General features: G+C 72.8%; 16 protein-coding genes and 1 pseudogene. 7 read left to right on the top strand and 10 right to left on the bottom strand.

What is annotated here, in order from left to right; translation table 11 throughout:
* From EDJALFJO_RS22555 to EDJALFJO_RS22585, 7 genes and pseudogenes are all read right to left on the bottom strand, one after another.
* Positions 1-259, bottom strand: a pseudogene (locus tag EDJALFJO_RS22555) (hypothetical protein); the annotation flags it as partial.
* A complete protein-coding gene (locus tag EDJALFJO_RS22560; protein WP_158220532.1) occupies positions 256-762 on the bottom strand; it encodes a SigE family RNA polymerase sigma factor in 507 nt (168 codons plus the stop codon). The gene EDJALFJO_RS22560 and the pseudogene EDJALFJO_RS22555, both read right to left, overlap by 4 nt.
* 159 nt (positions 763-921) lie before the next feature.
* The gene (gene cax / locus EDJALFJO_RS22565) at positions 922-2,130 is read right to left on the bottom strand and encodes a calcium/proton exchanger (protein ID WP_198950554.1); all 1,209 of its coding nucleotides are present in this window, start codon (positions 2,128-2,130) and stop codon (positions 922-924) included.
* A gap of 75 nt (positions 2,131-2,205) precedes the next feature.
* Positions 2,206-3,660 (bottom strand): FAD-binding oxidoreductase, encoded by a 1,455-nt coding sequence (locus tag EDJALFJO_RS22570; protein ID WP_088288576.1) that lies wholly within the window; start codon positions 3,658-3,660, stop codon positions 2,206-2,208.
* Positions 3,661-3,724: 64 nt separating this feature from the next.
* Entirely contained in the window at positions 3,725-4,396 is a 672-nt protein-coding gene (locus tag EDJALFJO_RS22575; RefSeq protein ID WP_198950555.1) for a pyridoxamine 5'-phosphate oxidase family protein, read from the bottom strand.
* The gene (locus tag EDJALFJO_RS22580) at positions 4,393-5,796 is read right to left on the bottom strand and encodes an aspartate aminotransferase family protein (protein ID WP_088288577.1); all 1,404 of its coding nucleotides are present in this window, start codon (positions 5,794-5,796) and stop codon (positions 4,393-4,395) included. Before EDJALFJO_RS22580 ends, EDJALFJO_RS22575 begins: the two co-directional genes overlap by 4 nt.
* Positions 5,793-6,275: an Lrp/AsnC family transcriptional regulator gene (locus EDJALFJO_RS22585; RefSeq protein WP_088288578.1), complete on the bottom strand. Its 483-nt coding sequence runs from the start codon at positions 6,273-6,275 to the stop codon at positions 5,793-5,795. Before EDJALFJO_RS22585 ends, EDJALFJO_RS22580 begins: the two co-directional genes overlap by 4 nt.
* 195 nt (positions 6,276-6,470) lie before the next feature.
* On the opposite strand from EDJALFJO_RS22585, the gene EDJALFJO_RS22590 reads away from it, so the two are divergent.
* A complete protein-coding gene (locus EDJALFJO_RS22590) occupies positions 6,471-7,925 on the top strand; it encodes a gamma-aminobutyraldehyde dehydrogenase (protein WP_088288579.1) in 1,455 nt (484 codons plus the stop codon).
* Between the two features lie 93 nt (positions 7,926-8,018).
* Here the strand turns inward: EDJALFJO_RS22590 and EDJALFJO_RS22595 are convergent, their stop codons facing one another.
* Positions 8,019-9,632, bottom strand: coding sequence for a PucR family transcriptional regulator (locus EDJALFJO_RS22595; protein ID WP_233149986.1), 1,614 nt, complete (start codon positions 9,630-9,632; stop codon positions 8,019-8,021).
* 425 nt (positions 9,633-10,057) lie between these two features.
* On the opposite strand from EDJALFJO_RS22595, the gene EDJALFJO_RS22600 reads away from it, so the two are divergent.
* The 6 genes from EDJALFJO_RS22600 (at position 10,058) to EDJALFJO_RS22625 (ending at position 17,342) form a co-directional block, all read left to right on the top strand.
* Positions 10,058-11,326, top strand: coding sequence for a PotD/PotF family extracellular solute-binding protein (locus EDJALFJO_RS22600; protein WP_088288581.1), 1,269 nt, complete (start codon positions 10,058-10,060; stop codon positions 11,324-11,326).
* Entirely contained in the window at positions 11,326-12,462 is a 1,137-nt protein-coding gene (locus EDJALFJO_RS22605) for an ABC transporter ATP-binding protein (protein ID WP_088288582.1), read from the top strand. Before EDJALFJO_RS22600 ends, EDJALFJO_RS22605 begins: the two co-directional genes overlap by 1 nt.
* 1 nt (position 12,463) lies before the next feature.
* The gene (locus EDJALFJO_RS22610; RefSeq protein WP_088288583.1) at positions 12,464-13,375 is read left to right on the top strand and encodes an ABC transporter permease; all 912 of its coding nucleotides are present in this window, start codon (positions 12,464-12,466) and stop codon (positions 13,373-13,375) included.
* Entirely contained in the window at positions 13,372-14,250 is an 879-nt protein-coding gene (locus tag EDJALFJO_RS22615; RefSeq protein WP_233149987.1) for an ABC transporter permease, read from the top strand. Before EDJALFJO_RS22610 ends, EDJALFJO_RS22615 begins: the two co-directional genes overlap by 4 nt.
* 15 nt (positions 14,251-14,265) lie before the next feature.
* The gene (locus tag EDJALFJO_RS22620) at positions 14,266-15,687 is read left to right on the top strand and encodes an FAD-binding oxidoreductase (protein WP_088288584.1); all 1,422 of its coding nucleotides are present in this window, start codon (positions 14,266-14,268) and stop codon (positions 15,685-15,687) included.
* A gap of 164 nt (positions 15,688-15,851) precedes the next feature.
* A complete protein-coding gene (locus EDJALFJO_RS22625; RefSeq protein WP_369812571.1) occupies positions 15,852-17,342 on the top strand; it encodes a CoA-acylating methylmalonate-semialdehyde dehydrogenase in 1,491 nt (496 codons plus the stop codon).
* A gap of 109 nt (positions 17,343-17,451) precedes the next feature.
* On the opposite strand, the gene EDJALFJO_RS22630 is transcribed toward EDJALFJO_RS22625, so the two are convergent.
* Together EDJALFJO_RS22630 and EDJALFJO_RS36545 are read right to left on the bottom strand one after the other, a co-directional pair.
* Positions 17,452-19,191: an APC family permease gene (locus tag EDJALFJO_RS22630; protein ID WP_198950556.1), complete on the bottom strand. Its 1,740-nt coding sequence runs from the start codon at positions 19,189-19,191 to the stop codon at positions 17,452-17,454.
* A 145-nt stretch (positions 19,192-19,336) separates the two neighbouring features.
* Entirely contained in the window at positions 19,337-20,560 is a 1,224-nt protein-coding gene (locus tag EDJALFJO_RS36545; RefSeq protein WP_369812572.1) for an EAL domain-containing protein, read from the bottom strand.
* Positions 20,561-20,626 lie beyond the last annotated feature (66 nt).

Raw genomic sequence — 20,626 nt, forward strand, 5'->3', positions numbered from 1 at the left:
CCGGGGTGCCCGGGCCCGGCCGGCCGTCGACCGGGACGCCGGTGCCGAGCGCGAACGCCGTCACGGCGCACGCCGCGGCGACCGCCCAGGCCGTCGGCTGGACCCAGCCCCGCCGGGGCGCACCGACGGCGGCGTGGGGCGGGCGGCCCGCCTCGAGGCCGGCCCGGCCGCTCTCGAACCGGGCCCGGATCCGGGCCCGGTCCGGGCTGTGCTCGCGGGCGGCGCGGGCGATCATGTCTCGCAGGTCGTCGTCGCTCATCGCGGCCTCCCGCCGAGCAGCCCGCGCAGCTGCGCGGCTGCCTTCGACGTCTGGCTCTTCACGGTCCCCGGGCTGATCTCGAGCGTCCGGGCGACCTCCTCCTCGGACAGGTCCAGGCCGTACCGCAGGACGATGCAGGCCCGTCGGCGCGGCGGCAGCGCGCGCAGCGCCTCGCGGACGTCGAGCACGTCCGCGGTCGTGAGGTCCGGGGCGTCCTCGTCGTCGTCGGCGACCATCATCGGCAGGAGCCGGCGCTCGTGGATCGTGCGGCGCACGCGGCTCGTCCCGATGTTCACGACCATCCGGCGCACGTAGGCGATGGGGGAGTCCGCGGCGCAGACCCGGTCCCACTGCGTCCACGTCGCGAGCAGGGCGTCGGCCGCGACCTCGTCGGCGGTCCCGGAGGCTCCCGTGACGAGGAAGGCCAGCCGGGACAGCTCGGCATGGTGCTGCTCGAAGAACGCCTCGAACTCCACGGCGACCGCGTCGCGCGCACCCGTCACGGCCTCGTCGCCCCGGCCCGGGGCCGGGGGCCGGGCATGCGTCTGCGACGCGGCGGGTGCGACCACACCCCCTTGTCGCACGGGGGGCCCGGACGGTTGCCCGTCGTCCGGGCCCGTGGTCGAGCCCCTGACCGTCGGCCGGGGCCGGCAGGTCCGCGGTCAGCCCCACCAGAACGAGGCGGCGATGAGCACGTAGAGCACGAGCAGGGTCGCCCCCTCGAACCACGTCGACTCGCCGTCGTTGACGACGAGCACGGACACGAGCGCCGCGAGGAGCAGGGCGACGATGAGGAGCGGGGAGAGGACGAGCGTGAAGGTCGCCCCGACGAGCGGGGCCACGAGCACGAGGACCGGCGCGAGGACCAGCGCGATCTGCAGCGGCGACTGCAGGATCACCGAGAGCGCGTAGTCGGCCTGGTTGCGCGCCGCGAGCTGGATCCCCACGACGTTCTCGACCGCGTTGCCCGCGATCGCGACGACGACGAGCCCGGCGAACGCCTCGGAGAGCCCGACGGCGTCCATCGCGGGCTCGAGCGCGGCGACGAACCACTCCGAGACGAAGGCGGCCCCGACGCCGGCGACGGCGAGCACCCCGATCGCCAGCGCGAGCGGCCACTGCGAGACGTGCTCGGCGTCCGCGGCCGCGGTGCTCGCAGGATCGTGCCGGACGGTGTGACCGGCGGGAGCCGGTGCCTGCGCCGCCGCCTCTGCCGACGCCTCCGCGCTGCCGGCGGGGACGCCGTCGGCCTCCGCCGCCTCGCCCCGGCCGACCGCCGCGGGCAGCGACAGCCCGAACAGGCCGAGCAGCAGGAAGGCCGTGACGACGGACAGGCCCCACTCGTGCCCGGCCGCGGGAGTGTGGAGCGCGGCGGTCAGCGACGGGATGAGCCAGGCGAAGACCGCGAGGACGAGCATGAGCGAGATGGTCCGGGCCCGGCCCTTCCCGAACCGCTGCGTGCCGTGCTTGAGGCCGCCGACGACGAACGCGAGGCCGAGCACCAGCAGGACGTTCGCGAGGACGGACCCGACGAGCGCCGCCCGGACGACGTCGTAGAGCCCGGCCTTGAGCGCGAAGATGCAGACGAAGAGCTCGGGCAGGTTGCCGAGCGCCGACTGGACGACACCCGTGGCACCCGCCCCGAGCCGGTCGCCGAGCGCGTCGACCGCGTGCCCGACGAGGCTCGCGAGGAGCGCGAGCGCGACGGCCGCGACGACGAAGGGCACGACGGTGCCCGCGGGGACGACGTCGAGCACCCCGGCGGCGACGGTCGCGGCGGCGCACAGGCCGAAGAGCCGCCAGTCGCGGGCGGTGAGGACGGACAGGACCCCCGGCGCGGGGGAGGGCTCGGTCACGGTGCTCGGGGTCACGGCGCACAGCATGGCAGCCGGCCGCGCGATATCCGTCGTGCTCCCGGTCGTGCACGCCGGTCGGGCGCCGGTGGCTCAGTGCCCGAGCATCGGCGCGAGCAGCCGGGCGGCGAGCGAGCCGCGCTTCGTGAGCCGCTCCTCGCCGTCCGCCAGGCTCATCGTGCGCAGCCCGGCGTTGACCTCGAGCCAGCGCAGCGGCTCCGGCTCCCAGCGCGGCGAGCGGTGCCCGACCCACGGCAGCCGGGTGAGCTCCGTGGTCCGCCCGGTGAGCAGGTCGGCGAGCGTGCGCCCGGCGAGGTTCGCCGTCCCGACGCCGTCGCCGACGTAGCCGCCGGCCCAGGCGACGCCGGAGAGCCGGTCGAGCCCGACGCTCGCGTGCCAGTCGCGGGCGATTGCGAGCGGCCCGCCCCAGGCGTGGGTGAAGGCGTGCCCCCGGATCGCGGGGAACAGGTCGGCGACGGCGGCGCGCAGGCCGGCGAACACCTCCGGCTCTCGGTCGAACTCCGGCTCGATCCGGGAGCCGCGGTGGTACGGCGCCCCGCGACCGCCGAAGACGAGCCGGTCGTCGGCGGTGCGCTGGCCGTAGACGATGAGGTGCCGGTGGTCGGAGAACGTCTCGCCCTTGGCCAGACCCGCACCGGCCCAGAACGACGCGGGCAGCGGCTCGGTCGCGACGACGAGCGAGTAGACCGGGATGACGTCGCGGGCGGAGCCGGGCAGGGTCGCCGTCCAGGCCTCGGTGGCCCGGACCACGTGCCGTGCCCGGACGGTGCCGCGCGAGGTGACGACCCGGGGGCCGGAGGCGTTGTCCCGCAGCGGGTTCGCGCCGCTGCGGGCGGGCAGCGTGCCGGGTTCGATCCGCATCGCGCGGGTGCGTTCGACGATCCGGCCGCCGCGGCGCTCGACCGCACGGGCCAGACCCCGCACGAGCCGGGCGGGGTGGATCCGCGCGCAGTGCGGGGTGTAGGTGCCGCCGAGCACGCCGGTCGCCCCGACGTGGGCCAGGGCCTCCTCGCGGGTGAGCAGCTCGACGCCGTCGACGCCGTCGAACCGGGCGTCCTCGGCGAGCTCGGCGCGGGCCCGTCCGAGCTGGACCTCGGTACGCGCCAGCCGGACCGTGCCGCCCGGTGCCCAGTGGCAGTCGACGTCCTCGGCCTGCGCCGCCCGGCCGACCTCGGTGACGGTGTCGTTCATGGCCCGGCGCATCGCGAGCGCCGCCTCCCGGCCGTGCCGGCGGGCCAGCGACGAGGACGACGCGGGGAACAGCGCCGAGCACCAGCCGCCGTTGCGGCCGCTCGCGCCGAAGCCGGCCACCTCGGCCTCGACGACGAGCACCGAGAGCGAGGGGTCCGCGAGGAGCAGGTAGTACGCCGTCCACAGGCCCGTGTAGCCGCCGCCGACGATGCACACGTCGACGTCGGCGTCCCCGTCGAGCCCGGGCCGCGGGGTGAGGTCGTCGTCACCGGAGGCGGCGAGCGTGTCGTGCCACAGGGACAGCGCACGGTAGCCGGCGCTCGTCGGGGCGGTCATCGCAGAACCCTTCCAGGACAACGGTTCGGACAGCTGGTCGGACGGCGTGCCGGCGGCGCTCGGGTCAGGTACGGCCCTGCGGCCAGCCGGCGATCTGCTCGGGCACCGGGTACGGCGCGGCGAGGTCCGGGGCGTCGACGGGCTCGCCCCACGTGTGGTGCAGCGGCACGAGGCCCGCCCAGGCCTGCCGGTCGAGGTCGGCCGGGTCGTCCTCGGGGCCGTCCTTCGCCGAGACCTTGAGCGACCACTCCTCGAGCGGCAGCGCGAGCACCGACGTCGCCGCGCTCTCCTTTCGGGTCGGCGTCCGCTGAGCCGTCAGCCCCGGCAGGAGGTGCTCGGAGAGGACGGCGAGCGCCCGCTCCTTGTCCTCGCCGACGAGCTCCGTGCACCGGCCGAGGACCATCGCGCTGCGGTAGTTCATCGAGGACTCGAACTGGCTGCGCGCGACGACGACCCCGTCGAGGATCGTCACGGTCGCGCACGTCGGGGCCCCGGCGGCGAGCGCCCGGAAGGCCCGGGACGCCGTCGACCCGTGGACGAGCAGCCGGTCGCCGTCCCGCGCGACGCCGACGGGGACGACGTACGGCTGCACGACGCCGTCCGCCGTCGTCTCGACGACCGCGAGGTGCGCGACGAGCGCGCTGTCGAGCAGCGCGTCGAGCGCCGCCCGGTCGCGCACCTGCTTCTGCGGTGCGCGCCGGACGTCGGTGCGCGTGCGGCCGCGCCGGTCGGTCACAGCCGCGACCACGCCTCCGTCAGCACCGAGCGGAGGATGCCCTCGATGTCGTCGAACTCCTTCTGGCCGATGATGACCGGCGGCGCGAGCTGGATGACGGGGTCGCCGCGGTCGTCGGCCCGGCAGTAGAGGCCGGCGTCGAAGAGCGCCTTCGAGAGGAAGCCGCGCAGGAGCCGCTCGCTCTCGTCGTCGTCGAAGGTCTCGCGGGTCGCCTTGTCCTTGACGAGCTCGATCCCGTAGAAGAAGCCCTCGCCGCGGACGTCGCCGACGATCGGCAGGTCGGTGAGCTTCTCCAGCGTCGCGCGGAAGTTCGGACCCTCGGTGCGGACGTGGGTGTAGAGGTCCTCGCGGTCGAAGATGTCGAGGTTGGCCAGGGCGACCGCGGCCGAGACCGGGTGCCCGCCGAACGTGTAGCCGTGCGGGAAGTACGTCGTGCCGTGCTTGAACGGCTCGAAGACCCGCTCGCTCGCGATCATCGCGCCGATGGGGGAGTAGCCGCTCGTCATGCCCTTGGCGCAGGTGATCATGTCGGGGAGGATGCCGAGGTCCTCGGAGGCGAACATGCCGCCGATCCGGCCGAAGGCGCAGATCGTCTCGTCGGCGACGAGCAGGACGTCGTACTGGTCGCAGATCTCGCGCACCCGGTCGAAGTACCCGGGCGGCGGGGGGAAGCAGCCGCCGGAGTTCTGCACGGGCTCGAGGAAGACGGCCGCGACGGTGTCGGGACCCTCGAACTCGATCGCCTCGGCGATCCGGTTCGCGGCCCACAGGCCGAACGCCTTCGGGTCGTCGCGGTGGTGCTCCTCGGCCCGGTAGATGTTCGTGTTCGGCACCTTGAGGCCGCCCGGGACGAGCGGCTCGAACATCATCTTCGCCTCGGGGATGCCCGTGATGGACAGGGCCCCCTGCGGGGTGCCGTGGTAGGCGACCGACCGCGAGACGACCTTGTGCTTCAGCGGCTTGCCGACGAGCTTCCAGTACTGCTTCGCGAGCTTCCACGCGGTCTCGACGGCCTCGCCGCCACCGGTCGTGAAGAAGACCCGGTTGAGGTCGCCGGGCGCGGACGCCGCGAGCCGCTCCGCGAGCTCGATGGCCCGCGGGTGGGCGTAGGACCACAGCGGGAAGAAGGCGAGCTCGCGCGCCTGCATCGCGGCGGCGTCCGCGAGCTCCTGGCGGCCGTGGCCGACCTGCACGGTGAACAGGCCGGCGAGGCCGTCGAGGTAGCGCCGTCCCTGGTCGTCCCAGATGTAGGCGCCCTCGCCACGGACGATGACCGGCACGTGCCCGGCACCGCTCTCGTACGTCGAGTGCCGGGTGAAGTGCATCCAGAGGTGGTCCCGGGCCTTGTCGGCAAGGCTGTCCTTGCCGGGCTCGGAGAACGCCTGCGGGCTGATGGTCATCGGGTACCCCAGTTGTAGAGCTGTTTGCGCAGCTTCAGGTAGACGAACGTCTCGGTGGACTCGACCCCGGGAAGGGTCCGGATCTTCTGCGTGAGGAGCTCGAGCAGGTGGTCGTCGTCCTCGCAGACGACCTCGACCATGACGTCGAACGAGCCCGCCGTGACGACGACGTACTCGATCTCCGGCAGCTCGGCGAGCCGGTCGGCGACGGCGACCATGTCGCCCGACACCTTGAGGCCGATCATCGCCTGGCGGGCGAAGCCGACCTGGAGAGGGTCGGTGACGGCGACGATCTGCATGACCCCGCTGTCGAGCAGCCGCTGGACGCGCTGCCGGACGGCGGCCTCGGACAGGCCGACGGCCTTGCCGATCGTCGCGTAGGCGCGGCGGCCGTCCTCCTGCAGCTGCTCGATGATCCGCTTGGACGTCTCGTCGAGGAGGGCATGGAGGGTTCGGGGCCGCGAAGGGCGGTTCACCACGCCCCGATCCTGACGGGTCGAACGTCCCTGGTGCAAGTGATTCCGTCGTCGCGATGGTTTCTGGACACTGAATCTTCAGTTTGACGGCCCCGGGGCTGTCGAAACCGGTGCCTGCTGGTTAGAGTCGCCCTCAGGCGGTCCTGCCCCTGCGGAGCCGCGCGAACCCCCAGCGACCTCCTTCGGAAGGGAAGTCCCGTGAGCGAGTCCGTCAAGCGCGTGGTGCGCAACGTCATCAACGGCGAGTCCGTCGACGCGGTCGACGGCCGGACGACCGACCTCGTCGACCCGTCGACGGGCGAGGTCTTCGGCACCGCGCCGCTGAGCGGCGCCGAGGACGTCGACCGCGCCTACCGGGCGGCCGCGGCGGCCTTCGAGACGTGGCGGGACAGCACCCCGTCGGAGCGCCAGCGCGCCCTGCTGAAGATCGCGGACGTCATCGAGGCGAACGCCGAGGAGCTCGTCGCGCTCGAGTCGCAGAACACCGGCAAGCCGATCGCGGTGACCACGGCGGAGGAGATCCCGCCGATGGTCGACCAGATCCGCTTCTTCGCGGGCGCCGCGCGCGTCCTCGAGGGCCGGTCCGCGGGCGAGTACATGAGCGGCTTCACGTCGATGATCCGCCGCGAGCCGATCGGCGTCGTCGGCCAGGTCGCCCCGTGGAACTACCCGATGATGATGGCGGTCTGGAAGTTCGCGCCGGCGATCGCGGCCGGCAACGCCGTCGTCCTCAAGCCGTCGGACACGACCCCGGTCTCCACGACCCGGATCGCCGAGCTCGTCGCCGAGGCGGACATCCTCCCGCCGGGCGTCTTCAACGTCATCGCCGGCGACCGCGACACCGGCCGGGCGCTCGTCGAGCACCCCACGCCGTCCATGGTCGCGATCACCGGCTCGGTCCGGGCCGGCATGCAGGTCGCCGAGTCGGCGTCCAAGGACCTCAAGCGCGTGCACCTCGAGCTCGGCGGCAAGGCGCCCGTCGTCGTCTTCGACGACGCGGACGTCGAGGCCGCGGCCGAGTGGCTCGCCGTCGCCGGCTACTTCAACGCGGGCCAGGACTGCACCGCGGCCACCCGGGTGCTCGTCGGCCCGAAGGTCTACGACAGCTTCGTCGCCGCGCTCGCCGAGCAGGCCAAGGGCACGAAGACGACGTTCGAGGGTGGCCCGACCGACGAGGACGCGCTCGTCCCGCCGGTCAACAACGTCAACCAGATGAACCAGGTGCTCGGCTTCCTGGACCGGGTGCCCGGTCACGCCGAGGTCGTCGCGGGCGGTGCCCGGCAGGGCGACCGCGGCTTCTACGTCGCCCCGACCGTCGTCGCGAACCTGCTCCAGGACGACGAGATGGTGCAGAACGAGATCTTCGGCCCGGTCATGACGATCCAGCGGTTCACGGACGAGGACGAGGCCCTGAAGTGGGCCAACGGCGTCAAGTACGGCCTCGCGTCCTCGGTGTGGACCAAGGACATCGGCCGCGCGATGCGGATGGCCCGCCGCCTCGACTTCGGCTGCGTCTGGATCAACACCCACATCCCGCTCGTCGCCGAGATGCCGCACGGCGGCTTCAAGCACTCCGGCTACGGCAAGGACCTGTCGATGTACGGCTTCGAGGACTACACCCGCGTCAAGCACGTGATGGTCGCCCTCGACTGACACCCGCCCCGCTGTTCATGCTCGCGCCCCGTACCGGGAACCGCGCCCACGTCGGGCCGGAACGGTACGGGGCGCGAGCATGAACGGGGTCGGTCAGCGGGTGTCGTGGGCCAGCAGGGCGACGTGCAGGGAGGTGCAGGTCTCGACGTCGTCCAGGTCGGCGCCGAGCACCTGCTCGACCTTCGCCAGACGGTCGTAGAACGCCGGGCGTGACAGGTGCGCATGCTGCGCCGCGACGGACTTGTTGCGGCCCGCCGCGAGGTAGGTCCGCAGGGTGCCGGTGAGGTCGTCGCCGGTCGACGCGTCGTGGGCGAGCAGGGCGCCGATCTCGCGCTCGGTGAAGGTGTGTACGCGCGGGTCGTCGCGCAGCAGCTGGAGCAGGCCGCGCAGCCGCAGGTCCGGCAGCCGCAGGAACGGCGCGGTCGTCGACAGGTGCGCGGCGGCGTCCGCGACCTGCCCGGCCTCGACGAGCGAGCGGCGGGCGTCCCGCGGGCCGCCGACGACCGAGCCCGCGGCGACGACGAGCCGGTCGGCGTCGACGTGCGGCAGCCGGCCCTTGACGCTGCGCCGTACCTCCTCGGCGAGCAGCGGCAGCACGTCGACGTCGCGCTGGCGCGGCGACAGGGCCGCGAGGACGCCGATCCCGCGGTCGTCGAGGGCCCCCACGAGGGCCGCGACGCCGGCCGCGCGGGCCGCGTGCGCCACGCACTCGCCGAGGTCGCGCAGCCGGGCCTGGCCCTCGAGGCCGCCGGTGGGGGAGCCGGGCGGGCTCCACGGCCGGACGACGACCCCGAGCAGCCGCCGGCCCTCGAGCGGGACGCCCAGCGCGCGGGCCCGCAGGACGACGTCCGCGTCCGGCTCGGTGTGCGCCAGGAGCGCGGCGAGCAGGCTGCGGTGGGTCTGCCGCTCGAGGCCCTCGAGGTCGCGGGCGAGCAGCCTGTTCAGGGCGAGCGTCGCCGCCGCGCGCTCGACGAGGAGGACGGCGAGCGGCTCGGGCGGCTCCGCCCGCACGAGGAGCAGCCGCCCCCAGTCGTGGCCGCGGGCGCCGACGGTCGTCACGAGCAGCCCGGCGTCGGCGTCCCAGCCGGTCCGGCCCTCCGGCCGGGCCTGCCGCGAGCGCGACTCCCAGCGGTCGAGCAGCCTGCCGGGATCGCCGCCCGCGGCGTCGTGGGCGAGCACCTGGTGGGCGAGGTTCTCCAGGACGACGGGCGTGCGGGCGAGCCGCGCGACGAGCCGCAGCACGTGCTCGGGCTCGGCGCCCTCGACGGACATCTCCGTGAACGCCTCGTGGACCGCCTGGGTCGCGCGCATGAGGGCGATCTGGGCGTCCAGGACGAGGGCGTGCACCGCCTCGGTCACCTCGACGAAGGCAACCTCCCGGGGCAGCTCGACGAGGACGAGCCCGAGCTGCTCGGCCTGGGTGACCATCGCCGCCGGCAACCGGCCGACGAAGGCGCGGCCCAGCTCGACGACGAGACCGGCGACCGGCACGTCGGCGAGCGCCCGGAGGAACGCCGCCCGGCCCGCCGGGTCGGTCGGCAGCCCGATGCCGGTCGTCAGGACGAGCTCGCCGCCGCGCAGCAGGGTGGGGATCTCCGGGATCTCCGCGACGTGCGCCCACCGGACCGGGGTATCGAGCCGGCCCGCCCCGGCGACCACCCGCGGGCCGCCGGCGGCGAGGGCCTGCAGGGCCAGGACATCGGCCATGGTCGGCGCCACAGCACCTCCGGACGACGGGTGGGCGAGGGGTTGGTAACGCTACGCCATCACCGATGAGCATTGAGTCAACACATCGGTCATGGTGGCCGGATTCTGCTGTCCACGCTACTGGACAACGGTCCCATGTAACGGATTCGTTGCGTCGCACCGCTACCACGACGAAAAGCGCGAACGGCGGTTGAGGCGGCGCTCGCTCCCGTGCGAGTATCCGAACGTGACAGGTCTTCCCGAAAGGTCACTCAGCGTCAGAACCGGACCGCAGCATGATCACCACCTGTCACGTATCAGCACCGGCACCAGGCAATGCCCCAGCACGGCAAACCTTCGGCGTCGCCCGGGCGACTGAGTCCGGACGAGTCGACCGCGGGCGACGCCGCCCCCGCGCGTGGACGTCTTCCCGGAAGGACCCCGAGATGTCGCAGTCCCACCGCAGGCCTCCGCTGTCGCCCGAGGCGGCCCAGATCGTCCGCGCCATGCAGGCCGGCCGGCTGTCCCGCCGTTCGATGCTCACCGGTGCCGGAGCCCTCGGGATGGGCGCCTTCCTGGCGGCCTGCTCGACGTCCGCCCCCGGTGCGACCGGCTCGGCCACGGGTGGGGCCGGCACCGGCACCGCCCCCGCCGGCAAGCCGAGCCCCGCCGTCGACACGTCCGACACCGACAAGGTCGTCAACTGGGCGAACTGGACGCTGTACCTGGACTTCGACGACAAGTCCAAGACGTACCCGACCCTCGAGGCCTTCCAGAAGAAGACCGGGATCAAGGCCACGTACTCCGAGGACATCGAGGACAACGACAGCTACTACGGCAAGGTGCAGGCCCAGCTCAAGGCCGGCCAGGACATCGGCAAGGACATCATCGTCCTCACCGACTACATGGCCGCGCGGGTCATCCGGCAGGGGCTCGTGCAGCCGCTCGTCGAGTCGGTCATGCCGAACAAGACGAGGATCCTCCCCAACCTTGCGGAGGTCTCGTACGACCAGGGCCGCAAGCAGTCGCTCACCTGGCAGTCCGGCTACGCCGGCCTGGCGTGGAACAAGGCCAAGGTGCCCGGCGGCCTGAAGAACGTCAGCGACCTGTGGAAGCCCGAGCTCAAGGGCCGCGTCGAGGTGCTCTCGGAGTGGCGCGACACGCTCGGGCTGATCATGATGGAGCAGGGCAAGCGGATCGACGGCAAGTTCGCGGACGCCGACTTCGAGAACGCGCTCGCGGTGCTGGAGAAGCAGCTCAACGACGGTCAGATCCGCCAGGTGAAGGGCAACTCCTACAAGGAGGACCTCATCTCCGAGGACGCCCTGGCGGTCATCGGCTGGTCCGGCGACATCTTCCAGCTCGTCGCGGAGAACGGCGACAAGTGGGACTTCGCCATCCCCGAGGCCGGCGGCACCCTGTGGAGCGACAACATGCTCATCCCTGTGGGCTCGCCGCACGCGAAGAACGCCTCGACGCTCATGAACTACTACTACGACCCGAAGGTCGCCGCCGAGGTCGCCGCGTACGTGAACTACATCTGCCCGGTCCAGGGCGCCCAGGCCGAGATGGAGAAGCTCGACGCCGAGCTGGCGAAGAGCAAGCTGATCTTCCCGACGGCGGAAGACCTGAGCAACGTCCAGGTCTTCTACTCGCTCGACCCCGAGACCGAGACCAAGTACACGGAGCAGTTCCAGAAGGTGCTGGGCAACTGATGGCCGACGACACGGGTGGCGACCTGCACCTGCGGGACGTCACGAAGAGCTTCGGCACCTTCACGGCCGTCGACGACCTCACCCTGACGATCCCGCAGGGCTCGTTCTTCGCACTGCTCGGCCCGTCGGGCTGCGGCAAGACGACGACGCTGCGGATGATCGCGGGCCTGGAGGAGCCGACCGCCGGGTCGATCACGCTCGGCGAGCGGGACATCACCCACGCCAAGCCGTACAAGCGCCCCGTGAACACGGTCTTCCAGAACTACGCGCTCTTCCCGCACCTGGACATCTACGAGAACGTCGCGTTCGGCCTGCGCCGGCGCCGCGCCAAGGACGTCGACAAGCAGGTGATGGAGGCGCTCGCCCTCGTCGAGCTGCCGCACCTGGCCCGGCGCAAGCCGGGGCAGCTGTCCGGCGGCCAGCAGCAGCGCATCGCGCTGGCCCGGGCGGTCGTCAACCGGCCGCACGTGCTGCTGCTCGACGAGCCGCTCGGCGCGCTCGACCTCAAGCTCCGCCGGCAGATGCAGATCGAGCTCAAGCGGATCCAGACCGAGGTCGGCCTGACGTTCGTCCACGTGACCCACGACCAGGAGGAGGCCATGACCATGGCCGACACCGTCGCGGTCATGAACAACGGCCGGATCGAGCAGATGGGTGCGCCGAGCGAGCTGTACGAGGCGCCGTCCACGACCTTCGTGGCGAACTTCCTCGGCCAGTCCAACCTCGTCACCGGCCGCCGGATCGCCGCCGACGCCGAGGCCGTCACGGTGCTCTGCCACGGTCAGACGCTGCACGTGCCGGTGAGCCGCTGCGGCACCGAGGACGTCGACGTGCTCCTCGGCGTCCGCCCGGAGAAGATCCACCTCGGCGGCGAGGCGCAGGAGGTCGCCGCGGGGCTCAACAGCTTCGCGGGCGGGATCGTCAGCGACGCGAGCTTCATGGGCGTCTCGACCCAGTACCTCGTCCGCCTGCCGTGGGGGCAGGACCTCACGGTCTTCGCCCAGAACCGCGGCATCGGCGAGCAGTACCCCGTCGGCTCGCGGGTGACGCTCTCGTGGGAGCCCGCGCACACGTTCGCCCTCGCCGGCGACGCGACCGCGGGCGTCGAGAGCGACGTCGCGGTCCCGGTGGGCTGACATGGCCATCGCCTCCGTCGCGCACACCGGTCCGGCGGCGCCGCCGCCGGTCCCCCCGGGCCGCCGCCGCTCGCTGACGCCGTACCTGCTGCTCCTGCCCGGCATCGCCTGGCTGACGATCTTCTTCGTCGTCCCGATCGTCACGCTCTTCGGCACCTCGCTGCAGGTCCCCGCCGAGGGCGGCGAGACCGGCGTCTTCGTCCAGGCGTTCCGCTTCGCCAACTACGTCGACGCCGTCACGGAGTACTGGGCGCAGTTCTCCCGGTCCTTCGTCTACGCGGGGATCGCGACCGTGCTCGCGCTCGCGATCGGCTACCCGCTCGCGTACATGATCGCGTTCAAGGCCGGCAAGCTGCGCAACCTGCTCCTCGTGCTCGTCGTGGCGCCGTTCTTCGCGAGCTTCATCCTGCGGACGATCGCGTGGCGGCAGATCCTCGCCGACGAGGGGTTCGTCGTCTCCTCGCTCAAGTGGCTGCACGTCATCCCGCAGACGGCGACGGTCACCGCGAGCGCGGTCGCCGTCGTCGCCGGCATCACGTACAACTTCCTGCCCTTCATGACGCTGCCGCTCTACGCGAGCCTGGAGCGGATCGACCCGCGTCTGCTCGAGGCCGGGTCGGACCTCTACGGCAACGGCTTCACGGTCTTCCGGAAGGTGACGTTCCCGCTGTCGCTGCCCGGTGTCGTGGCCGGCACGCTGCTCACGTTCATCCCGGCGGCCGGCGACTACGTCAACGCGGCGCTGCTCGGCCGCCAGCCGGGGACGGCGATGATCGGCAACGTCGTCGAGAGCCGGTTCTTCCGGATCGTCGACTACCCGACGGCGGCGTCGCTGTCGTTCGTCCTCATGGCGGCGATCCTCGTGCTCGTCTTCCTCTACATCCGCAAGGCCGGCACCGAGGAGCTCGTGTGACGACCACGGTCACCACCCCGGGCGGGACGGCGGGCCCGCGCGCCGCCCGGCCAGCGCCGTCCGCCCCCGCGCTGCTGCGCGCCCGGCGCTGGCTGGGCCGCAACGCGCTGCGCATCTACGGCGCGGTCGCGTTCGCCTACCTCTTCACGCCGATCGCCTACATCACCGTCTTCTCGTTCAACGACGGCGGCCGGTCCAACCTCGTCTGGCGCGGGTTCACGCTGAAGAACTGGGCGAACCCGTGCGGCGCGCCGGAGGTGTGCTCGGCCGTCGGGAACAGCCTGAAGATCGGGATCACGGCGACGCTCATCGCGACCGTGCTCGGCACGATGGTCGCGTTCGCCCTCGGCCGGCACCGGTTCCGCGGCCGGACGGCGACCAACCTCGTGCTCTTCCTGCCGATGGCCACGCCCGAGGTCGTCCTCGCGGCGTCGCTGCTCACGCTCTTCCTCCAGCTGGCCCCGATCGGCATCCAGCTCGGCGTGACGACGATCGTCATCGCGCACGTGATGTTCTGCCTGAGCTTCGTCGTCGTGACCGTCAAGGCCCGGATCGCAGGCCTCGACCCGCGGCTCGAGCAGGCGGCGGCCGACCTCTACGCGACCGAGTGGCAGGCGTTCCGGCGGATCACCCTGCCGCTCGTCGCGCCGGGCATCGCCGGTGGCGCGCTGCTCGCGTTCAGCCTGTCGTTCGACGACTTCATCATCACGAACTTCGTCTCGGGCAACGTCAACACGTTCCCGAAGTTCGTGTACGTCTCGGCGCAGCGCGGCATCCCCGCGCAGGCGTACGTCATCGGCGCGTTCATGTTCTTCCTCGCGCTGACGATCGTCCTGGTCGCCGATATCGTGCGGCGTCGTCGCGCACCGAAGTAGAGGCGGAGCAGGACCATGTCGGCACCCAGCACCCGGTTCGCGGACGCCGCCCGGGCGGCGCTCGAGGGCGTCCGCGACGTCCCGGTCTGGCTCGACACCCCGGACCGGCCGGCCCGGCGCGCGGCGCTCGACGGCGACCTCGTCGTCGACCTCGCGATCGTCGGTGGCGGGCTCACCGGCCTGTGGGGCGCCGTCCTCGCCGCCCAGGCCGCCCCGGCGCGGTCCGTGGCGCTCCTCGAGGGCGGGGACGTCGCCTGGGCCGCGAGCGGTCGCAACGGCGGGTTCTGCTCGTCGAGCCTGACCCACGGCCTCGCGAACGGCCTCTCCCGCTGGCCGGACGAGATGCCGACGCTGCTCGCGATGGGCGAGGAGAACCTCGACGCGATCGAGGCGACCGTCGCCGAGCACGGCATCGCGTGCGACTTCCGCCGCAGCGGCGAGCTCACGGTCGCGGTCGAGCCGTGGCAGGTCGCCGAGCTCGGGGCGCTCGCCGAGGCCGCCCGCGGGCTGGGCGAGAAGGTCGAGCTGCTCGGCGCGGAGGAGACCCGGGCGCTCGTCGACTCCCCGACCTACCTCGGGTCGCTGCACGACCCGCGCTCGACGGCGATCGTCGACCCGGCCCGGCTCGTGTGGGGCCTCGCCGACGTCGCGGAGCGGCTCGGCGTCACCCTCCACGAGCGCACCCGGGTCGTCGGGATGCACGACGAGGGGGACCGGGTACGGCTCGACACGACGTCGGGCCGCGTGCGGGCCCGGCAGGTGCTTCTCGGGACCAACACGTTCCCCTCGCCGCTGCACCGGCTGCGGCCGTACGTCGTCCCGGTCTGGGACCACGTCCTCGCGACCGAGCCGCTCACCGCCGACCGGCTCGCGGCGATCGGCTGGGCCGGGCGGCAGGGGATCGGCGACGCCGGCAACCAGTTCCACTACTACCGGCTCACCGCCGACGACCGGCTCGTCTTCGGCGGGTACGACGCGCTGTACTACTTCGGCAGCGACCTCGCGTCGCGCCGCCGTCGCAGCCCGGCGACCGAGCAGCTGCTCACGGAGCACCTCCTGGAGACCTTCCCCCAGCTCGAGGGCGTGCGGATCGGGCACACCTGGGGCGGCGCGATCGACACGTGCACCCGGTTCACCGCGTTCTGGGCCCAGGCCATGGGGGAGAAGGTCGCCGCCGTCCAGGGCTACACCGGGCTCGGCGTCGGGGCGTCCCGGTTCGGCGCCCAGGTCGCCCTCGACCTGCTCGACGGCGCGGACACCCCGCGGACCCGGCTCGAGATGGTCCGCCGCAAGCCCGTGCCGTTCCCGCCGGAGCCGTTCCGCTGGGCCGGCATCCAGCTGACGCGGCGCAGCATCGCCCGCGCCGACGCCACCCAGGGCCGCCGCGACGTCTGGCTCCGCACCCTCGACCGGCTCGGCCTCGGCTTCGACTCCTGACCCGTCCTGTGGTGGGTCTCGCACCTCAAAACGTACGTTTGGGGTGCGTAGGGCGCCAGAGAACGGACGGCGGGCTTACAGAGTGTCGATCGAACGGGTGACATGGGAGCGACATGTCGGCGGGAGCCGGGACGTCGACCCGGCAGACTGAGGTCATGACCGACCTGAGGACCATCGCCCACTTCGTCGACGGCAAGCCGTACAGCGGCGCCGGCGACCGCACCGCCCCCGTCTACGACCCCGCGACCGGCGCCCAGCAGGCGCAGGTGCTGCTCGCGTCGTCCGCCGACGTCGACGACGTCGTCGCCTCCGCCGTCACGGCCGCGGCCGCGTGGCGCAACTCCTCCCTCGCGGCCCGGCAGAAGGTGCTCTTCGCCGCCCGTGAGCTCATCGCGGCGCGCGCCCCGAAGATCGCCGAGGCGATCACCGCCGAGCACGGCAAGGTGCTCTCCGACGCCGCCGGCGAGGTGCAGCGCGGCCTCGAGGTCGTCGAGTTCGCCTGCGGCATCCCGCACCTGCTCAAGGGCGGCTTCAGCGAGGGCGTCTCGACCGGGGTCGACGTCTACTCGATCCGCCAGCCGCTCGGCGTCGTCGCCGTCATCTCGCCGTTCAACTTCCCGTCGATGGTCCCGCTGTGGTTCGTGCCCGTGGCGATCGCGGCGGGCAACGCCGTCGTCCTCAAGCCGAGTGAGAAGGACCCGACCGCGGCGGTCCTCATCGCCGAGGCGTTCGCCGACGCCGGCCTGCCGCCGGGCGTGCTCAACGTCGTCCACGGCGACAAGGAGGCCGTCGACCGGCTCCTCGAGCACCCCGACATCAAGGCCGTCTCGTTCGTCGGGTCCACGCCGATCGCGCGCTACGTCTACGAGACCGGCACCCGCAACGGCAAGCGCGTGCAGGCGCTCGGCGGCGCGAAGAACCACATGCTCGTGCTGCCGGACGCCGACCTCGACCTCGCGGCGGACGCCGCGGTCAACGCCGGCTTCGGCTCCGCGGGCGAGCGCTGCATGGCGATCTCCGCGCTCGTCGCGGTCGACCCGATCGGCGACGAGCTCGTCGCGAAGATCAAGGAGCGGATCGCGACCCTGCGCACCGGTGACGGCCGGCGCGGCTGCGACATGGGCCCGCTCGTCACCGCCGCGCACCGCGACAAGGTCGCCTCCTACGTCGCGGCGGGCGCCGAGGCCGGCGCCGACGTCGTCGTCGACGGCCGCGACGTGACGCCGGACGCGGACGGCGAGGGCTTCTTCCTCGGCCCGACCCTCATCGACAACGTCACCCCGTCGATGAGCGTGTACACCGACGAGATCTTCGGCCCGGTGCTCTCCGTCGTCCGGGTGCCGTCCTACGAGGCGGGCCTGGACCTCATCAACTCCAACCCGTACGGCAACGGCACGGCGATCTTCACCAACGACGGCGGCGCCGCGCGGCGCTTCCAGTACGAGGTCGAGGTCGGCATGGTCGGCGTCAACGTGCCGATCCCGGTGCCGATGGCCTACTACTCCTTCGGCGGCTGGAAGGCCTCGCTCTTCGGCGACAGCCACGCCCACGGCGCCGAAGGCGTGCACTTCTTCACCCGCGGCAAGGTCGTCACGTCGCGCTGGCTCGACCCGAGCCACGGCGGCCTCAACCTGGGCTTCCCGCAGCACACCTGATCCACCCGCACGTCCACCGGAACATCGCACCGCTCATGCTCGCGCCCCGTACCGTTCCCGGCCCTCGAAGGGCGGGGAAACGGTACGGGGCGCGAGCACGAGCAGGGGGTCAGTCGCTCTTGCGGAACTCCTCGCCCGTCTCGGGGTCGACCGCGGTCATGCCCTCGGGCAGGTTCGACAGGTCGGGCGCGATGACGATGTCCGGCAGGCCGGAGTCCGGCAGGCGGGCGGCCGTGCCGCTCTCCTCCGTCGCCGCGGCCGTGAGGAGCACGAGGTCGTGGTGCCCGCGCCGGCCGAGCGGCTCGCCGGGGGTGAAGTAGTCCGGCGACATGACCCGCCACACGAGCATGAGCACCAGGCCGAGCAGCATCGCGAGGACGCCGACGACGGCCACCGCGCCGAAGCCGAAGATCGTCACGTTGTCACCGTTGTCGTCGGTGATCCAGTCCGGCGCGGCGTAGTTCTTCAGGGCGTAGACGAACGCCGCGAAGAGCATCGTGCCGCCAAGGAAGGGCAGGACGCCCCGCATGAACAGGTCGCGCGGGGTCTTGGTCAGCGTCTTGCGGTAGAACCACACGCACGCGAAGCCGGTGAGCCCGTAGTAGAACGCGATCATGAGGCCGACCGAGCCGATGAGCGCCCCGAGCAGGTTGCTGCTCACGAGGGTGAACAGGACGTAGAAGACCGTCGAGACGACACCCATCGCGACCGTCGCCGTGGTCGGCGTGAGGAAGCGCGGGTGGATCTTCGTGAAGGACATCGGCAGCGCCTTGTACGCGCCCATGGACAGCGCCGTGCGGGCCGTCGGCAGGATCGTCGTCTGGGTGGACGCGGAGGCCGAGGTGAGGATCGACGCCGAGAGCAGGAGCAGGCCGACCTTGCCGAGGAAGGAGTCCCCGAACAGGTCCGGGCCGATGGCCGCGAACACGTCGCTGGCGTTCTCCTCGTTGCCCAGGCCCACGCCCTCGGTGCCGACGCCGGCGAAGGCGACCGTCGCGACGGTGATGAGGGCGTAGGTGGCGAGCAGCAGGACGGTGGAGATGACCGCCGCGCGGCCCGGGGTGGTCGCCGGGTCGTCGGCCTCCTCGTTCGTCGTCACCGCGGTGTCCCAGCCCCAGTAGATGAAGACGGCGGTGAGGATCGCCGGTGCCACGACGTCGCCGAGGGAGAGCCCGCCGGGCCAGAACCACGACAGCGACGGCGTGAGCGAGTAGTCCTCGGCCGTCCCGGTGTAGACCTTGAAGAGTGCGACGACCGCGAAGATCACGAGGATGACGACCTCGATGCCGAGCAGGCCGTACTGCAGGCGGGCGGAGACCTCGATGCCGCGGTAGCAGATGTACGTCATGACGGCGATCCAGATGACGCCGGCCACGGTCGACCAGAACGTGCTGTCCGCCAGGGCGTCCGCACCGCTGATGCCGAGGTCGCCCGCGAACGTGTAGGAGTACGAGCCGGCGATCTGCGCGAGGTTCGCCATGACGATGACGTCCGCGGCGATGATGCCCCAGCCGCCCATCCAGCCGATCCACGAGCCGAACGCGCGGGCCGCCCAGGTGAAGGTCGTGCCGCAGTCCGGCTCCGCCTTGTTCAGCTCGGCGTACGCGACGGCGATGAAGTACATGGGGATGAACGCGAGCAGGATGATCGCCGGGGCTTTGACGCCCGCGAGGATCGCCCCGCCGCTCGCGACGATGAAGCCGAGGCTCGCCGCGAGGCTGTAGGCGGGGGCGGTCGAGGCCATCCCGACGACGACGCTCGAGACGAGGCCGAGGGCGCCGCCCTTGAGACCCTTGTCGGACGCCGTCTCCGGATACCCGATGGGTGCCGCACTGTTGTCGATGGCCAACTGACCCTCCTGGCTGCTGTTTCCGTCGCGTTACGTCGCGATGGCGACGGATCCGGCGCTCGAATGCCTGATCCGGTGCGCGAACCGTAGCGGGCGTGATCGGCTCCGGGGAACCCTTTCGGGGGAAGTCGGGGTTCGCGAGCCGTCAGCGAGCGGTCAGCGCGTCGAGCACCGGGCCGAGCACGGTGGCGACGAGCCGGGCGCCGGAGATCTGCCGGCGGGTCCACGGGGCCGGGGCGTCGAGGGCGCAGACGAGCACGCCCACCGTGGTGCCCCGGCTGCGCACCGGGACCAGGAGTGCGGCGCCGGGGGCTGCCCCGGCGGCGGGCGGCGTGCGGCGGCCGTCGTACACCGGCACGGACGCCCCGGCGCGGAGCCGTTCGCGGACCTCGGGCCGCTCGGCGATGCGCAGCACCGACGTGGTGCCCGGGTCGGTGTCCGACACCGGGGTCAGCCGCTCGAGGTCCGGGCCGCAGGCCCCGAGCACGACCCCCGAGCAGCGCAGGACGGCGGCCGACGACGCGGCGACCGCGCCGAGGTCCGCGAGCGACCGGACGTCGGTGAGCCGGGCGACGAGGTCGGGCACCGTCGCGACCGAGTCCTGCGGCGGGGGACCGGTGAAGAGCCGGTCCAGGCTCGCCCGGCAGGCCTCGACCGCGGCGGCGTCGACCTCGCCGGGCCGGGCCGCGGGCCGGCCGACGAAGAACCCCTGCGCCGTCGCGACGTCGAGCTCGGCGAGGGTGACGAGGTCGGCGGCGCTCTCGACGCCCTCCGCGCACACCCGGGCGCCGATGTGGTCGGCCAGGTGGACGACGGCCCGCACGAGCGCGGCCCGGGCGTCGTTCGTCGCGACGCCGTCCACGAGGTGCTTGTCGATCTTCACGGTGTCGGGTGCGAGGTCGACGACGCGCCGCAGGCCCGCGTAGCCGGCACCGACGTCGTCGACGGCGACGAGCGCGCCGCGCTCGCGCAGCGCCGCGATCCGGCGGCGCAGGCCGACGACGTCGTCCACGGACTCGTTCTCGGTGAGCTCGATCTCCAGCCCGGACAGGTCCGCGGGCAGCGCCGCCTGGACCTCGGGCGTCCCGAGCGAGCTGGGGGAGAGGTTGACCGACAGCACGGTCCCTGCCGGCCGCCCCGCGCCGAGCGCGATCGCCCGCCCGAGCGCGGCGGCCTCGACCTGCGGACCCAGCCCCACGGCCCGGCCGGCCGCGATCCACTCCTCGGGGCCGCCGGGGCGGGCCTCCCGGCGCCGCTCGCCCGGGGCCGGGTCGGGGAACCGGGCGAGCGCCTCGTAGCCCGCGACCTCGAGCCGGGTCAGCGACAGCAGCGGCTGGAACTCCACGTGCGGGCCGCCGGCGTCGAGCACGTCCGAGACGACGACGAGGCGGGTGTCGCGGCGGCGGCGGTCGAGGCGGCGGCGGTCGCCCGCGCG

The sequence above is a fragment of the Kineosporia sp. A_224 genome, from assembly GCF_002198655.1.
In the GTDB taxonomy this organism is placed as follows: Bacteria; Actinomycetota; Actinomycetes; order Actinomycetales; family Kineosporiaceae; genus R-H-3.

Bases quoted from the DNA above. Each gene is read 5' to 3' on its own strand.
- EDJALFJO_RS22570 (WP_088288576.1), bottom strand. From the start codon at position 3,660: ATGACCGCCCCGACGAGCGCCGGCTACCGTGCGCTGTCCCTGTGGCAC.
- EDJALFJO_RS22580 (WP_088288577.1), bottom strand. From the start codon at position 5,796: ATGACCATCAGCCCGCAGGCGTTCTCCGAGCCCGGCAAGGACAGCCTT.
- EDJALFJO_RS22595 (WP_233149986.1), bottom strand. From the start codon at position 9,632: ATGGCCGATGTCCTGGCCCTGCAGGCCCTCGCCGCCGGCGGCCCGCGG.
- EDJALFJO_RS22600 (WP_088288581.1), top strand. From the start codon at position 10,058: ATGTCGCAGTCCCACCGCAGGCCTCCGCTGTCGCCCGAGGCGGCCCAG.
- EDJALFJO_RS22605 (WP_088288582.1), top strand. From the start codon at position 11,326: ATGGCCGACGACACGGGTGGCGACCTGCACCTGCGGGACGTCACGAAG.
- EDJALFJO_RS22610 (WP_088288583.1), top strand. From the start codon at position 12,464: ATGGCCATCGCCTCCGTCGCGCACACCGGTCCGGCGGCGCCGCCGCCG.
- EDJALFJO_RS22620 (WP_088288584.1), top strand. From the start codon at position 14,266: ATGTCGGCACCCAGCACCCGGTTCGCGGACGCCGCCCGGGCGGCGCTC.